Genomic DNA, 14,049 nt, shown 5'->3' on the forward strand with positions numbered 1-14,049 from the left:
TGTACTGGACGTACTTGGGCGACTCCGACAACGCGGCGAGGTGCGGTGCCAGGCGTCGCGGGCCCGCGAAGATCGACCGGACAGGACCTAGGAGGAACCGGTGAGTTCCACCGCCTCCCGCAGCAGCTGTACGGGATGCCACGCGTCGCGGCGCGTGCCGTGGAAGATCTGCTGACGGCAGGAGACCCCCGTCGCCACCACCACGGTCTCCGGCGGCTCCGCCTCGACAGCGGGGAAGAGCCGGTCCTGACCGATGGTCATGGACACCTCGTAGTGCTCGGACTCGAAGCCGAAGGACCCCGCCATCCCACAGCATCCGGCGTCCAGTTCGGACACCCGCACCCCGGGGATACGGTTGAGCAGACTCATCGTCGCGGCGGTGCCGACTTCCGCCTTCTGGTGGCAGTGCCCGTGGTAGAGCAGTCTGCGGCCGGCGAGCCAGGAGTCCTCGCGCAGCCGCAGCCGTCCGTCGTCCACCGCCTCGACCAGCAACTCCTCCACCTGACGCACCCGCCCCGAGATGTCCTTGACGGCCGAGTCGTTCGGCAGCAGCGCCTTGTGCTCGTCGCGCAGTGTCATCAGACAGGACGGCTCGCAGCCCACGATCGGTGAGCCGGGCTCCGTCGTCTCGGTGAGCAGATGGGCGAGTGCGAACGCCTTGTCCTTGGCTTCGTCGACCAGCCCCTTGGAGAGACTGGACCGGCCGCAGCAGCCCCTGCTCTCCAGCCGGACCTGCCAGCCCGCCAGCTCCAGCAGCTCGATGGCGGAGCGGCCGATGTCCGGCTCGGTGAAGGTGGTGAAGGAGTCGGCGAGGAACGTCAGCGTGCCCTGGGTGGCCGCCGCACGGCCCGACGCGGCGCCGCCGCGCGCGTGCTTCCGGAACCACCGCACCAGATCGCGCCGTACGAACACCGGCAGCGGGCGCTCGGCCGTGATGCCCAGTCGGCGGTCGAGCAGCAGCCGCAGCGGGCGCAGCCGTCCCAGCGGATTGGACAGCGGCGCCGCCATCGAACCGAGCCGGTTCAGCAGCCGGATCGAACCGAAGATCCGGGACCGCAGCGGTACCCCGTGCAGATCGTGATGGTGCGACAGCGACTCGGCCTTGAGCGTGGCCATGTCGACACCGAGCGGGCACTCGCTCTTGCACGCCTTGCACATGAGGCACAGATCAAGGATCTCGTGCAGCCGCTCGTCCCCGAGCGCCTTACCGGGATCGGGTTCGGAGAGCGCCTTGACCAGGGCGTTCGCCCGGCCGCGCGTGGAGTCCTCCTCATTGCGGGTGGCCATGTACGAGGGACACATGGCGCCCGTGCCGCTCTTGCGGCACAGCCCGATGTTCATGCACCGGTCCGCGGCGCCCCGCATACCGCCCACCACCTCGAAGGAGAGGCGAGTGCGCAGCGGCTCGGCGGGGGGCAGCGCCGGGTCGCGGAGGTTGTCCGTCATCGAGGGCGCGTCCACGATTTTGCCCGGGTTCATCCGGTTGTCCGGGTCGAAGACCTGCTTGACCTGGCGCATCGCCTCGTACAGCCGGTCGCCGAAGATCTCCCGGTTGAACTCGCTCCTGGCCAGACCGTCGCCGTGCTCACTGGAGTTGACGCCGCCGTACTCCGTGACCAGGTCCTTGATCTCCTCGGCCACCGCGCGCATGGTGTCGACCTGTCCCGGATCGGTCAGATCCACGAACGGCCGGATGTGCAGACAGCCGACCGAGCAGTGGCCGTAGAAGCCCGCCGTCAGCCCGTGCCGGTCGAGCACCTCCTTGAAACGCTTGGTGTACTGGGGGAGATGGACCGGATCGACGGCCGTGTCCTCCACGAAGGCCAGCGGCCGGCGGGTGCCCTCACCGGCGGCCATCAGCAGGCCGAGGCTGGATTTTCGGACCTTCAGCAGGGCGGACCGCTGGTCCGGGGTGATGGCCTGAAGGGTGTGGTAGCCGTGGCCGTGCCGGGCCCAGAGCTTGGTCAGGCGCTCCATGCCGGCGAGCAGTTCCCGCTTGTCGTTCCCGGTGAAGCTGACGAAGAGCAGCGCGTCGGGATCGCCTTCGAGGAGGGTGCTCAGCGAGGCGTACTCGATCTTCTGCCGGGACAGGTCCAGGATCGTACGGTCCATCAGCTCGACCGCGGCCGGATCGCAGGCCAGCGCGTCCTCGGTGGCCTCGATGGCGGCGGCCGTGCTGGTGAAGTGACCGACGGCGATCATGGTGTGGCGCGGTCTGGGAACCAGATCGACCAGCGCCTCGGTGGCGATGACGAGCGTGCCCTCCGAGCCGACGACAAACGTGGCCAGGTCGAACGGGGTGTCCGGGCGGGCCATCCGGTCCAGCCGATAGCCGCACGCCCGGCGCCAGAACTCCGGGAAACCCTCCGCGATGGCCGCGGAGTTGGCACGCACGATCTGTGGCAGCCGCTGATAGAGGCTTCCCTCCAGGGTCGGCAGCGCGGCCCGGCGCGCGCGTTCCACCTCGTCGACGGGCGCCAGCAGCGCCCGGCTCGCGTCGGAGAGGACGACATCGAGCTCCCGGACATGGTCGATGGTCATGCCGTAGCGCAGTGAGCCGCTGCCCGCCGAGTTGTTGCCGATCATCCCCCCGACGGTGGCCCGGTTGCTGGTGGAGGTGTCAGGACCGAACATCAGCCCCAGCGGCCCGGCCGCCCTGTTCAACTGGTCCTGGACGACCCCCGCCTGTACGAGCGCCGTGCGGCGGCCGTCGTCGATCTCCAGGACGCGGTTCATGTACCGCGACAGATCCAGGACGAGCCCCGGGCCCACGGTCTGGCCGGCCAGACTGGTCCCGGCCCCGCGCGGCACCAGCGGTATGCCGTACTCCCCGGCCGCCGCCACCGCCGCGCGCACATCATCGGCGTGACGGGGGAAGACCACACCCGCCGGGGTGATCGCGTACATGCTCGCGTCCCGCGCGAACAGATGCCGGGTGTAGTCGTCGAACCCCACATCACCGTCGAGCTCCCGCCGCAGACGGTGTGCCAGGTCCTCTGCCGCCGCACCGCCGGTCGCGGGGGCGTCCGGATTGATCGTTGTCATGTTCACTCGCTCCAGATGGTTCGGACCGTCAGCGGGAACGCAGCACGTCGAGGGCGTCTCCCAGACCGCGCGGACTGATGGGTACGCCGGCGAGTTGGAGGCCCATCTGCACCCCGGCGAGCGTCCCGGCCAGGGTGAGGTCGTTGAAGTGGCCCAGATGCCCGATCCGGAAGACCCGGCCGCTGAGCTTGCCGAGGCCCGCGCCGAGGGACATGTCGAACCGGTCGAGGATGATCTCGCGGACCTTGTCGGCGTCGTGACCGGTGGGCATGAGCACCGCGGTCAGTGACCCCGAGTACTCGCGTTCGTCGGCGCACAGGACCTCAAGCCCCCAGCCCCGGACGGCGGCCCGGGTCGCCGCGGCGTGCCGGGCATGCCGGGCGAAGACCGCGTCCAGCCCCTCCTCGGCGAGCATACGAAGGGCTTCCGCCAGCGCGTAGAGGAGGTTCGTCGCCGGGGTGTACGGGAAGTATCCGCGCCGGTTGGCCTCGATGACGGGGCCCCAGTCCCAGAAGGACTTCGTCAGCCGGGCGGTGCGGGCGGCGGTGAGCGCCTTGTGGCTGACGGCGTTGAAGCTGAGGCCCGGGGGCAGCATGAGCCCCTTCTGCGATCCCGCCACGGTGACATCGACGCCCCATTCGTCATGGCGGTAGTCGATCGAGCCGAGCGAGGAGATCGTGTCGACGAGCAGCAGCGCCGGGTGCCCCGAGGCGTCGATCGCCTGCCGTATCTCGGCGATACGGCTGGTCACGCCGGTCGAGGTCTCGTTGTGGACGACGCAGACCGCCTTGATCGAGTGTGTGAGGTCCGCCGCCAGCCGCCGGGCCACGCCCTCGGGGTCGGTGCCGTGGCGCCAGTCCCCGGGCACGAACTCCACCTCAAGACCGAGGCTCAGGGCCATGTCCCGCCAGAGCGTGGCGAAGTGGCCGGTCTCGAAACAGAGCACCCGGTCGCCCGGGCTCAGGGTGTTGACCAGCGCGGCTTCCCAGGCACCGGTCCCGGAGGCGGGATAGATCACCACCGGGCCCGCGGTGCCGAACACCGGCTTGACCGCTTCGAGCAGACGCAGGGTCAGGGCCCCGAACTCGGGACCGCGGTGATCGATCGTGGGCGCGGACATGGCGCGGAGCACCTGGTCGGGGACGTTGGTCGGGCCCGGGATCTGGAGGAAGTGGCGGCCGGTACGGGAGGTCATGCGAGCGGCTCCCCTCAGGGGTTGTGCCGTAACACGGCACGGCGTATCGTGTGATGGCACGGCGGAGCATAGGGTTCGGTTGTCGAAGGAGTCAATGGATGCAGAACGTCCTCAACGCGCTCAGGGCGCTGGAGGAGGTGGCCGCGCGTCAGCCGGTCGGGGTCGCGGACCTGGCGCGGGCGATGGAACTCCCGAAGAGTTCCGTCCAGCGCGCGCTGGTCACCCTGCACACCGCCGGATGGATCCGCCCTGCGGGCGGCGCCCCCACCCGATGGGTGGTCACCACCAAGGCCCTGCATGTCGGTCGGCATGCCACCGGCGAACTGGGGCTGCGTGATGTCGCCGTACCGGTGATGGAGGACCTGCGCCGTCGCACCGACGAGACGGTGCATCTGGCGGTGCCCGAGGGCGGCAAGGTCGTGCTCATCGAACGGCTGGAGACGGCTCAACCGGTGCGGATCATCCTGCCGTTGGGACAGGTCCTGCCGCTGCACGCCTCGGCCAACGGCAAGGCCGTGCTGGCCGCGAGCCCCGCCGAGGTCGTCGGCAGACATCTCGCCGGAGGGCTGTCCGGTTTCACCGCCACCACGATCACCGATCCCGACGTGCTGCTCGCCGAGTTGGCCGAGATCCGGGAGCGCGGTTACGCGACGAACGGTGGCGAATGGCGGACGGATGTCTCGGCGGTCGCGGCGGCCGTCATCGGCGGCTCGGGTCAGCCGGTCGCGAGCATCAGTGTCAATGTCCCAACGAGCCGTCTGACCAGCGAAGACCGTTGCGTCTATGGCCTCTTGGTGCGGGAGGCCGCGGCGGCGGTCGGCGCCGCGCTGGGGGGCGTGGGCACCCCCACGGGAGGTGACGGTTCGCCGGCGCACGACTCTTGACGCCCTCTGGCGCCGCTTCCATACTTCCCACTGCGGAAACAAGATTCCGTATTGCGGAATAATTGGAGCCGGGCTGAAGGCGAGGAAGCCTTGTGTCAGATCACGTCATCTCCCTCATCGGTCTCGTACTGATATTCACGGTCGCCACTGTTTTCTCGGTGCATATGGGCGCACTGGCCATCGTGGTCGCGTTTGTGGTGGGAACCGTATTCATGCAGGAAACGGCGGACGACATCTTCGCGGGATTCCCCGGGGATCTGTTCGTCGTGCTGGTCGGTGTGACCTTCCTCTTCGCGATCGCGAAGAACAACGGCACGGTGGCCTGGCTCGTCCACGGGTCCATGAGGGTGGTGCGTGGCCGGATCGCGCTCATCCCGTGGATCATGTTCCTGGTCACCGCCGTACTGACCGCCGTCGGCGCGGTGGTCCCGGCGGCCGTCGCGCTCGTCGCGCCGATCGGACTGGGATTCGCGAAGCGTTACCGGATCAATCCGCTTCTGATGGGTCTGTTCATCATCAACGGCGCCAGCGCGGGAGGCTTCTCACCCATCAGTGTGTTCGGCAGCATCACCAATGGAGTGATGTCACGGAACAACCTGCCTGGAAATCCGGCGCTGTTGTTCCTCTGCTCCTTCCTCTTCAATGTCGCGCTCAGCCTCTTCGTGTTCTTCCTGTTCGGCGGTCGGGCACTGCTGGGGCGACGGGAGCCGGTGGACGGTACGGGCACCCCGGCCGCGAAGCCGGGTGACGGTGACAGCGCGGGCGGCGGAGGTGGAGGCGGAGGCGGGGTCAGTGACGGTGGCGGCGGCGCTCTGGCCGTCGCGGTCGCCACCGACCGGGCCACCGCCGAGGAACCGCCGCTCACCCTCAACCGCGCCCGGGTGCTCACCCTCCTCGGTCTGCTCAGCCTGGTCGTCGGATCGCTCTTCTTCGACCTCAACGTAGGGCTGATGGCCCTCACCGTGACCGTCGTCCTCTCCCTCGTCTCCCCGGAGTCGGCGAAGGGAGCGGTGGACAAGTGCGCGTGGTCGACGGTGCTGCTCGTCTGCGGCATCGTCACGTTCGTCAGCCTGATGGAGCGGATCGGCACCATCGACTACCTCGGCGAGGGGGTCGCCTCGGTCCGTACCCCGCTGCTGGGAGCCCTGCTCATCTGTCTCATCGGGGCCGTCGTCTCCGCCTTCGCCTCCACCACGGGCATCCTGGGCGCGCTGATCCCGCTGGCGGTCCCGTTCCTGCTGGGCGGTGAGGTCGGCACGGTCGGGCTGATCGTCGCGCTGGCCATCTCGGCCTCGGTGGTGGACTCCTCGCCGTTCTCGACCAGTGGTGCCCTGGTGGTCGCCAACTCGCCCGAGGAGCGCAGGGACACGGTCTTCCGGGGTCTCATGGTGTGGGGCCTCGCCATGGCCGCGGTGGTGCCGGTCGTGACCTGGGGCGTGTTCGTCGTCCCGGGCTGGTTCTGACAAGAATCTGACCCGGGAGTGTCGTTTCGCCGATGAATTCGCTGGACCATACGGGTGAGTTCGCGGCCCCGGACTGTCATCGAGCACAAGCGGACTGTCTTAATCCGTTGTTGTGATCAAGAACCTCGTGCGGCGCGGCCTTCCCGCGCTCGCCCTCACAGCCCTGCCCATTCTGGCCGCCGTGCCCGCCGCCGACGCCGCCGTCGAGAGCGGCCGCACCGCCTGGAGCGCGGGGCCCCAAGAGGCCCCGCGAAGCGACTCCCACTTCTACCCGCCCGCCACCCTCGGCAAGAACCAGGCGTGGACCTCCGGCAACGGCCGAGCCATCCTGCGCGTCCAGAGCGACGGCAACGTCGTCCTGTACAAGGACAACCGCGCCGCCTGGCAGGCCCCGAACGTCTACCCCAACGCCGACCGCCTCGTCATGCAGGAAGACGGCAACCTCGTCGTCTACAACAAGGCCGGCAAGGCCCTCTGGGCCGCCGGCACCTGGCACAAGGGCCGTTACCTCGCCGTCCAGGACGACGGCAACGTCGTCGTCTACAACAACGCCAACCAGCCGGTCTGGGCCACCAACACCGGCGACTGACCCCGGCGATCGCCGAGCCCGCCACCGCACAGGTGGCGGGCTCGGCGGTGAGATCGTCAGGTGAGCCGCTCACCCGGGTGTGTCGCACCACGCTGGCGAACCAGCGGGAGATAGACCTCGTCGACGATCTCGACGATGACCTCGTCGGGTGCGGTGGGGACCCCGCGCACGACGAACTCGTTTCTGAGCAGGACGACGGCCACGGTGGCGACCCGCGGATGGAGCGCTTCGGGGGAAGCCTCGCCCCGTGCGATCGCGCGCCCCAGCACGGTCAGCCAGGAGGCGGCCACGGCGTCGGTGGACTGCTCGGGCAGCTGCGCGACGAACTCCGTCGCACCGCCGGCCGCGGACATCAGCTCGCGCAGGACCATGCCGAGCGGGGAACTCCAGTGCCGGTTCGCCCGGCGGAGCAGTTCGAGGACATCGTCGCGCAGATCGCCGGTGTCGGGAGGCTGGAGTGTTGTGGCCAGCTGCCGGTAGGCGGCGATGCCGAGCGCGAGGCGGCTGGGCCAGCGGCGGTAGATCGCGTTCTTGTTGGTGCCGGCGCGTCGCGCGACCTGGTCCATGGTCAGCCCGGCGTAACCGGACTCGATGAGTTCGTCGGCCGCGGCGCGCAGGATCGCCTCTTCCAGTACGGCGCCGCGGCGCCGTGTCCCGGTGGCGCCTGGCCGCTTCGTCAGCTCGTCCGGCATGCCCTCTGTCCGTATTCCGGTACCGACAGTTCCCCCTCAACTGTGGACTTGATCCTGGGCCGCACGCAAGTAAGGTACGTTCAGTACCTAAAATTCTCTGACGGAGGGGGCATCGCGCATGCGTGCCAGAGGCATCACCTACGACACCGGATTCATCCGCGAAGGCGTGAATTCCCGTGAGCGCTTCGACCCGGAGGTGGTCGAGCGCGAGCTGCGCGTCATCCGTGACGATCTGCACTGTGACGCGGTCCGGGTGACCGGCGGTGACCCGGACCGGTTGGAGCTCGCCGCGGGCTTCGCCGCCGGACTGGGGCTGGAGGTCTGGTTCTCGCCGTATCCGCTGGAGCTCACCACCGAGGAGATGCTGTCGCTGTTCGCCGACTGTGCCGAGCGGGCGGAACGGCTCCGGCGGCGCGGCCGCGAGGTGGTGTTCGTCACCGGAGCCGAGATGAGCCTGATGAACAAGGGGTTCCTGCCCGGCGACTCCCTCGACGAACGGGTCGAGCAGCTGACCGTGCCGGACCGGATGCGTGCGCTCATCGGCGAGGTCGCCACGCGTGTCAACGACTTCCTGAGCAAGGCCGCGGCCCTTGTCCGCGAGCGCTTCGGCGGCAGGATCACCTACGCCTCCGTACCGCTGGAGCGCGTCGACTGGACACTCTTCGACATCGTCTCCCTGGACCTCTACCGGACGGCCGAGATGGCCGACCGGTTCGCCGAGGGTGTCCGTGACCTCGTCGCACAGGGAAAGCCGGTCGCGATCACCGAGTTCGGCGCCGCCTGCTTCCGAGGCGCGGGCGACCTGGGCGCTCGCGGCCTGGAGATCGTTGAGTACGACAAGAAGACCGGACCGGTCCGGCTGAAGGGGGAGTACGAACGCGACGAAGCCGGCCAGGCCGCGTATCTGCGCGAGTTGCTGGAGGTCTTCGAGGCGGAAGGTGTCGACAGCGCCTTCGTGTTCATCTTCGCGCTCCACGACCATGTGCACCGCCCCGACGGCGACCCCCGCGACGACCTCGACCTGGCCAGCTACGGCATCGTGAAGGTGCTGGAGGACCGCTACGGGGACACCTATCCGGACATGCCGTGGGAGCCCAAGGCCGCGTTCCACGCCCTGGCCGAGTTCTACCGAGAGCACTGAGAGCGCCCTCGGCCGCCATCGAGCACGGCCGCCACCGGCCCCGTGGACCCGGCGCTTCCCTGTTCGGTACCAATTAGGTACCGTACGGCTATGCCGTCACTCAACATCAGCTTCACCGACGACGAGCTGGAGGCGGTCCGCGCGGCGGCCGCCGCCGAGGGCAAGTCGCTCAAGCAGTACGTCCATGACCTGCCCCTCCGCGAGCAGCAGCGTCTCCAGTTCGTCCGCTACGCCGTCAGCTGGGGCGAACAGCACCGGGGCGAGTTCGACGAGGCCTTCGCCAACGAGGTCCCGCCGGCGCGCCACGACAGGCGGGCGGAAGCCGCCTGATGCCGGTGCTGTACATCGACGTGGCCTGGCTCCTGGACGTACAGGAACAGGCCGTTCCGGAAGATGTCTCGGTGGCCGACTACTCGGCGCTGGTCGCCGCCGTGGCCCGGCACAAGACCCGCATTCCGCGCCCGGCGACCAGCGAACCCGATGTGGCCTGGCGCGCGGCGGCGCTCATTCACACGCTGGTGCGCCTGGAGCCCCTGCCGTACCGCAACAGCCTGTACGCCTGTCAGGTCGCCGCCGCGTATATGCACGCCTCCGGGGAGGGGATCGATCCGCCGTACGGGGCTCTCGTCGAACTCGTACGTGCCATTCAGTCGGGCAAGGCCAGCGTGTACCAGGCGGCGGACCAGATCCGCGGCTGGCGCATCTGAGGCGCGCGAGCATCCTCCGGCCCCCTCGGAGAGGTCCCGGGGACGGACCCGCTCAGGTCCCCTGCGGCTGACGCCCGGGGGCCGGGGCGGGAGACGGGCCGGGAACGGCGGTCGGTCTGGTCGCGGTGACCGGAGCCCGCGCGGGTGCCGGGGCGATCCGCTCCAGCAAGGTGCTCACCGCGCCCAGCACCAGTGTGGTCACCTCGGCGGAATCCGCCGTCGACAGCGGCTCCCTCGGTGCCACCACCCGCAGCAGACCGATGCCCAGCAGCCAGGCCAGCACGAGATCCGCGCGCAGCGCCGCGTCCGGGCGGGCGGTCAGTGTGCGCAGCACCCGCGCGTAATCCTCGCCCAGCTGCTCGCGCACCGCCGAGACCGCCCCGCCGTTGCCCCCCGACCGCAGGAACGCCTCCAGGGACGGGTCCCGGTCGGCGGCGGGCGCGAGGAGATCACCGAGCACCGCGGCGAGCAGGTGTTCCGCGGGCGTGGTGGCCAGCTGCTCCCGGCCCACCCCCGCCATGACCTCCTCGAAGAGCGCCTCTTTCGAGCCGAAGTAGCGGAAGACCAGCGCCTGATTCGCCTCGGCCAGGCCGGCGATGTCCCGCACCGTGGTGCTGTCGAAACCACGTTCGGCGAAGAGCGTGGTGGCGGCGTCGAGCAGTGCCTGCCTCGTATCAGCGGCATTGCGCCGTCGCTCGGGCCCCTGCTGGGCCATGTCGCACCTCCCGTACTCCGTGCACCGGACACGGTAATGCCGGGACGGGCCGAATCCACCGGCCGTGAGGCCCGGTTGACGGGACCGGACACCCCTCCTACCGTTTGTAATCGAGTGCTTACATTTCGCGGCTCGCGCCGGGCCGACCCGTGCGCGAAACGAGCCGCGTCACCGACTCGCGATCGGGGCTCTTCGATGACCGATGTACAGGACGCACCGGCCGGACCCGTCGGCTACCCCTTCAACCGGACCGACGGGATCGCGCTGTCCGAGGCGTACGCCGACGCCCGTGATCTCCCCGGGCTGCTGAGGGTCAAACTGCCGTACGGGGAGCCGGCCTGGCTCGCCACCCGCTACGCCGACGCCCGGCTCGTCCTGGGCGACCGCCGGTTCAGTCGTGCGGAGGCGGACCGGCACGACGCTCCCCGCCAGTGGGCGCGGCAGCGACCCGGCGGCATCCTCGGCATGGACCCACCGGACCACTCCCGGCTGCGCACCCTGGTGGCCAAGGCGTTCACCGTCCACCGTGTCGAGAAGATGCGGCCCGACATCAGCCGGCTCGCCGACGGGCTCGTGGACGATCTGATCGCCGCCGGGCCGCCCGTGGATCTTGTCGAGCACTTCGCGCTGCCGATCCCGGTCGCCGTGATCTGCCAGCTGCTCGGTGTACCGGTGGAGGACCGCCCGCGGTTTCGCGAGTGGAGCGACGCCGCGCTGTCCACCAGCGGACTCACTCCCCAGGAATTCACCGCCAAGAGCGACGAGCTGCGCGCGTACATGGCCGGGCTGATCGCCCGGCACCGGGAGCAGCCCGCCGACGATCTCATGTCCGCGCTGATCGAGGCGCGCGATGTCGACGACCGGCTCTCCGAGCCGGAACTCGTCGATCTGTGCGTCGGCATCCTGATCGCCGGCCACGAGACCACGGCGACGCAGATCCCGAACTTCGTCTACGCCCTGCTCGAACACCCGGAGCAGCTGCGGCGGTTGAGCGAGGAGCCCGCGCTGATCCCGGGCGCCGTCGAGGAGTTGCTGCGCTTCGTACCGCTCGGCGCGGGCGCCGCGTTCCCCCGATACGCCACCGAGGACATCGAGGTCGGCGGCACACTCGTACAGGCGGGGGAGCCGGTGCTGGTCGCGGTGGGCGCGGCCAACCGGGACGCGCTCAGATTCAGTTCACCGGGCGTGCTGGACATCGAGCGCGAGGGCAACCAGCACCTGGGCTTCGGACACGGTGTCCACCACTGTCTCGGCGCGCCCCTGGCCAGGGTGGAACTCCAGGAGGCGCTGCGCGCGCTGCTGACCCGGCTGCCCGGTCTGCGGCTGGCGGGCGACATCGTCTGGAAGCAGCAGATGATCGTCCGTGGCCCGCGCACGATGCCGATCGGGTGGTGACCGATGGCCTGGCAGCTGCGCGTCGACGGAGAACGCTGTATGGGGTCGGGGATGTGCGCGGGGATGGCGCCCGACCACTTCACCCTGGAGGACGACCGAGCCCGGCCTCTCGCCGGAAGTGTCGATCCCCATGAGGCCGTGCTGGACGCGGCCGACTCGTGCCCGGCGATGGCGATCACCGTCGTGGACGGCGGACGCGAGATCGCCCCGCGTCCCTGACAGAGGGTTTCGATCCCGCGCGCCCTGGTTCCCGCCGCGATTCGGCCACCCCGTCCCCCGACGCGGGATGGCCGAACTCGGCATACCGGAATTGGATCGCCTCGCCCGGACGGATGACAGCCCGGGTCACTGGTCACGGTGCCCGAACTCGCCGGTGGGGGTGTGCACGACGCACAGAGCGGCGCGCCGATCGTGCGCCGTGCGCGGTCGGGGGGACGGCGTTCTGGTCAGGGCGCACGGTCGGGGGCTAGCGGGATCTCACCCAGCAGACCGAAGGCGTACACGAGTTCGTGGACGCCGGAACCGGTCGTCAGCAGATCCCGGTTGAGCAGGCGCTCCGCGGTACGCAGATGGGCGGCGACGGTCGTACGGCTGTTGCCGAGGCTCCGGGCGGTCCGTTGCGCGTCGGTGTTCGTCTCGATCCAGGTACGCAGTGTGGTCCGCACCCGGCGATGGCCGGCGCCTTCGAGGGGTTCGAGGAAACCCTCGGCCCACGCGGTGGCGGCCGGGGCGCGGAACAGGGCTTCGACGCCGGGCGCGTCCGGGCCCCCGGCGACGGGTTCGGTGTCCTGATGCAGGCCGGTGATGGCGAGGGCCAGTGCGAGGGTGGCACGGGAGCGGACGTCTCGGAGGTCGGCACCGAGCGCGTCCTCGGCGCGCCGGAGATGGGCGGTGACGGTGTTGCGGCTGATGCCCAGCAGATCGGCCACCCCGGAGCGCGGGAAGTGCATCGCCAGCCGGGTCGTCTCGACGGTGAGCGCGGGCAGCGGGCGCAGGGGCCGGAGAAAGGAACGGGCCCAGCCGACGGCGGCGTCGCGCGGCAGCAGCCGTTCCAGCGGCTCCTGGCCCCGGTAACCGGCCACTCTGCCGGGCGCGTTGCCCGCCACCGCCAGGGCGTGCCTGGCCTGTTCGTATGCCTCGGCCGTCGCGCGGAGCGGATGCGCGGCGCTGATCCCCAGCGCGTAACGCGGGCATTCCCCGACCAGCTCACGCAGCGCCCCGCCCAAACCGCCTGCCCCGCCCGCCCCGCCCAAATCGCCAGCCCCGTCCAAACCGCCTGCCCCACCCAGAGCACCCGGACCGTCCAGAGCACCCGGACCGTCCGGTGCGCCAGGACCTCGCCCATCGCCGTCCTCCGGTCCCTCGTCCTCGGCGATCAGACAGATCAGATGCTCGTCATAGACGGGACAGCGCACCATCAGGCCCCGGCCGTGGTAGCCCGAGGAGTCCTGATAGGCCCGCGCGAGCCGGTCCCGGTCCTCCGGCGGGCAGCGCAGCAGATGGACCCGGACGCGGTCGCAGTCCAGCAGCGCGGGTACGGCCCCGGTCGTCATCCGGCGAGCCAGCACCGTATCCCCGGCCATCAGCGCCATGAAGAGGGCCACACGCAACTGGTGCGACTTCTCCTGGTATCCGTGCAGCGCCGTGTCGGCGGTGCGGGCGCGGTCGAGGATGCTGATGACGCTTCCGGTGTGCGACGCGAGGGACGACGCCCGGGGGCTCAGTCCGGTGGGCCCGGCGAGCACCAGCACCCGGCGCGGTGACCCGGTCCCGACCGCCTCCAGCCGCAGGTGCACCGCCCCGATCTCCGTGGCGGCCGAGGCCATCCGGCCGGTGGTCAGCCGGGTGAGGATCGGCCCGAGCGGGCCGAGGGCCTCCTCGGGGAAGCGCGGGGTGGACAGCTCCACGGCGCCCGCGCCGTCGATGAGCGCGATCTCCGTGTCCAGCTGGCGGTGGAGCCAGTCGACCACGCCTCGCAGTCCGGCGTCCGGCCGCCAAGCCGACTTCCCGAGCACATAGAGGAATTCATCGAGTCGGCCGTCGGGTGCCCGTCTCTCCGGGGCCCCTTCCATCAGGTCCTTCCCTTCGAGTCCGTAGGGGGCCGGTGCCCCTTTCGGCAACGGTCAGTCTAGGTCCTGTCCGGTCGATCTTCGCGGATAAGCCCGCGGCGTCTGGTGCCGTGCATCGCAAGGCGGAGGATCGCCCATGTACTGGACGTACTTG

The 14,049-nt window shown here is 70.1% G+C and carries 13 protein-coding genes; 8 read left to right on the forward strand and 5 right to left on the reverse strand.

Annotation, left to right across the window (positions count from 1 at the left end; genetic code table 11):
• Positions 1–87: 87 nt before the first annotated feature.
• Together ABTZ59_RS36245 and ABTZ59_RS36250 are read right to left on the reverse strand one after the other, a co-directional pair.
• Positions 88–3,045 (reverse strand): FAD-binding and (Fe-S)-binding domain-containing protein, encoded by a 2,958-nt coding sequence (locus tag ABTZ59_RS36245; RefSeq protein WP_351425337.1) that lies wholly within the window; start codon positions 3,043–3,045, stop codon positions 88–90.
• 28 nt (positions 3,046–3,073) lie between these two features.
• Entirely contained in the window at positions 3,074–4,240 is a 1,167-nt protein-coding gene (locus ABTZ59_RS36250) for a pyridoxal-phosphate-dependent aminotransferase family protein (RefSeq protein ID WP_351425341.1), read from the reverse strand.
• 98 nt (positions 4,241–4,338) lie between these two features.
• Here ABTZ59_RS36250 and ABTZ59_RS36255 point away from each other — a divergent pair, with 98 nt between their 5' ends.
• From ABTZ59_RS36255 to ABTZ59_RS36265, 3 genes are all read left to right on the forward strand, one after another.
• Positions 4,339–5,124, forward strand: coding sequence for an IclR family transcriptional regulator (locus tag ABTZ59_RS36255; RefSeq protein ID WP_351425344.1), 786 nt, complete (start codon positions 4,339–4,341; stop codon positions 5,122–5,124).
• A gap of 92 nt (positions 5,125–5,216) precedes the next feature.
• On the forward strand, positions 5,217–6,587 hold the full coding sequence (locus ABTZ59_RS36260) for an SLC13 family permease (RefSeq protein ID WP_351425348.1): 1,371 nt from the start codon (positions 5,217–5,219) through the stop codon (positions 6,585–6,587).
• A gap of 112 nt (positions 6,588–6,699) precedes the next feature.
• The gene (locus ABTZ59_RS36265; protein ID WP_351425351.1) at positions 6,700–7,176 is read left to right on the forward strand and encodes a hypothetical protein; all 477 of its coding nucleotides are present in this window, start codon (positions 6,700–6,702) and stop codon (positions 7,174–7,176) included.
• A gap of 56 nt (positions 7,177–7,232) precedes the next feature.
• Here ABTZ59_RS36265 and ABTZ59_RS36270 read toward each other — a convergent pair whose 3' ends face one another.
• Positions 7,233–7,868 carry a TetR/AcrR family transcriptional regulator gene (locus ABTZ59_RS36270; RefSeq protein WP_351425354.1) on the reverse strand — a complete coding sequence of 212 codons (636 nt, stop codon included), beginning with the start codon at positions 7,866–7,868 and terminating at the stop codon, positions 7,233–7,235.
• A 118-nt stretch (positions 7,869–7,986) separates the two neighbouring features.
• Between ABTZ59_RS36270 and ABTZ59_RS36275 the strand changes: the two genes are divergently transcribed.
• The 3 genes from ABTZ59_RS36275 to ABTZ59_RS36285 all read left to right on the forward strand — a co-directional run bounded on the left by ABTZ59_RS36275 (position 7,987) and on the right by ABTZ59_RS36285 (position 9,716).
• Positions 7,987–9,009, forward strand: coding sequence for a glycoside hydrolase family 113 protein (locus tag ABTZ59_RS36275; RefSeq protein ID WP_351425361.1), 1,023 nt, complete (start codon positions 7,987–7,989; stop codon positions 9,007–9,009).
• 90 nt (positions 9,010–9,099) lie between these two features.
• A complete protein-coding gene (locus ABTZ59_RS36280; RefSeq protein WP_249953645.1) occupies positions 9,100–9,339 on the forward strand; it encodes a type II TA system antitoxin, ParD family in 240 nt (79 codons plus the stop codon).
• Positions 9,339–9,716 (forward strand): toxin Doc, encoded by a 378-nt coding sequence (locus ABTZ59_RS36285; protein WP_249953644.1) that lies wholly within the window; start codon positions 9,339–9,341, stop codon positions 9,714–9,716. Before ABTZ59_RS36280 ends, ABTZ59_RS36285 begins: the two co-directional genes overlap by 1 nt.
• A 52-nt stretch (positions 9,717–9,768) precedes the next feature.
• On the opposite strand, the gene ABTZ59_RS36290 is transcribed toward ABTZ59_RS36285, so the two are convergent.
• On the reverse strand, positions 9,769–10,431 hold the full coding sequence (locus ABTZ59_RS36290) for a TetR/AcrR family transcriptional regulator (protein ID WP_351425365.1): 663 nt from the start codon (positions 10,429–10,431) through the stop codon (positions 9,769–9,771).
• Positions 10,432–10,626: 195 nt separating this feature from the next.
• On the opposite strand from ABTZ59_RS36290, the gene ABTZ59_RS36295 reads away from it, so the two are divergent.
• Together ABTZ59_RS36295 and ABTZ59_RS36300 are read left to right on the forward strand one after the other, a co-directional pair.
• Positions 10,627–11,826, forward strand: coding sequence for a cytochrome P450 (locus tag ABTZ59_RS36295; protein WP_351425374.1), 1,200 nt, complete (start codon positions 10,627–10,629; stop codon positions 11,824–11,826).
• A gap of 3 nt (positions 11,827–11,829) precedes the next feature.
• A complete protein-coding gene (locus tag ABTZ59_RS36300; protein ID WP_351425378.1) occupies positions 11,830–12,045 on the forward strand; it encodes a ferredoxin in 216 nt (71 codons plus the stop codon).
• Positions 12,046–12,272: 227 nt separating this feature from the next.
• Here the strand turns inward: ABTZ59_RS36300 and ABTZ59_RS36305 are convergent, their stop codons facing one another.
• The gene (locus tag ABTZ59_RS36305) at positions 12,273–13,898 is read right to left on the reverse strand and encodes a helix-turn-helix domain-containing protein (RefSeq protein ID WP_351425381.1); all 1,626 of its coding nucleotides are present in this window, start codon (positions 13,896–13,898) and stop codon (positions 12,273–12,275) included.
• Positions 13,899–14,049: the final 151 nt, after the last annotated feature.

The sequence above is a fragment of the Streptomyces sp. NPDC094034 genome (genome assembly GCF_040303865.1).
GTDB lineage: Bacteria > Actinomycetota > Actinomycetes > Streptomycetales > Streptomycetaceae > Streptomyces.

Bases quoted from the DNA above. Each gene is read 5' to 3' on its own strand.
- ABTZ59_RS36255 (WP_351425344.1), top strand. From the start codon at position 4,339: ATGCAGAACGTCCTCAACGCGCTCAGGGCGCTGGAGGAGGTGGCCGCG.
- ABTZ59_RS36300 (WP_351425378.1), top strand. From the start codon at position 11,830: ATGGCCTGGCAGCTGCGCGTCGACGGAGAACGCTGTATGGGGTCGGGG.
- ABTZ59_RS36245 (WP_351425337.1), bottom strand. From the start codon at position 3,045: ATGACAACGATCAATCCGGACGCCCCCGCGACCGGCGGTGCGGCGGCA.
- ABTZ59_RS36280 (WP_249953645.1), top strand. From the start codon at position 9,100: ATGCCGTCACTCAACATCAGCTTCACCGACGACGAGCTGGAGGCGGTC.
- ABTZ59_RS36250 (WP_351425341.1), bottom strand. From the start codon at position 4,240: ATGACCTCCCGTACCGGCCGCCACTTCCTCCAGATCCCGGGCCCGACC.
- ABTZ59_RS36295 (WP_351425374.1), top strand. From the start codon at position 10,627: ATGACCGATGTACAGGACGCACCGGCCGGACCCGTCGGCTACCCCTTC.
- ABTZ59_RS36285 (WP_249953644.1), top strand. From the start codon at position 9,339: ATGCCGGTGCTGTACATCGACGTGGCCTGGCTCCTGGACGTACAGGAA.
- ABTZ59_RS36275 (WP_351425361.1), top strand. From the start codon at position 7,987: ATGCGTGCCAGAGGCATCACCTACGACACCGGATTCATCCGCGAAGGC.
- ABTZ59_RS36270 (WP_351425354.1), bottom strand. From the start codon at position 7,868: ATGCCGGACGAGCTGACGAAGCGGCCAGGCGCCACCGGGACACGGCGC.
- ABTZ59_RS36305 (WP_351425381.1), bottom strand. From the start codon at position 13,898: ATGGAAGGGGCCCCGGAGAGACGGGCACCCGACGGCCGACTCGATGAA.
- ABTZ59_RS36290 (WP_351425365.1), bottom strand. From the start codon at position 10,431: ATGGCCCAGCAGGGGCCCGAGCGACGGCGCAATGCCGCTGATACGAGG.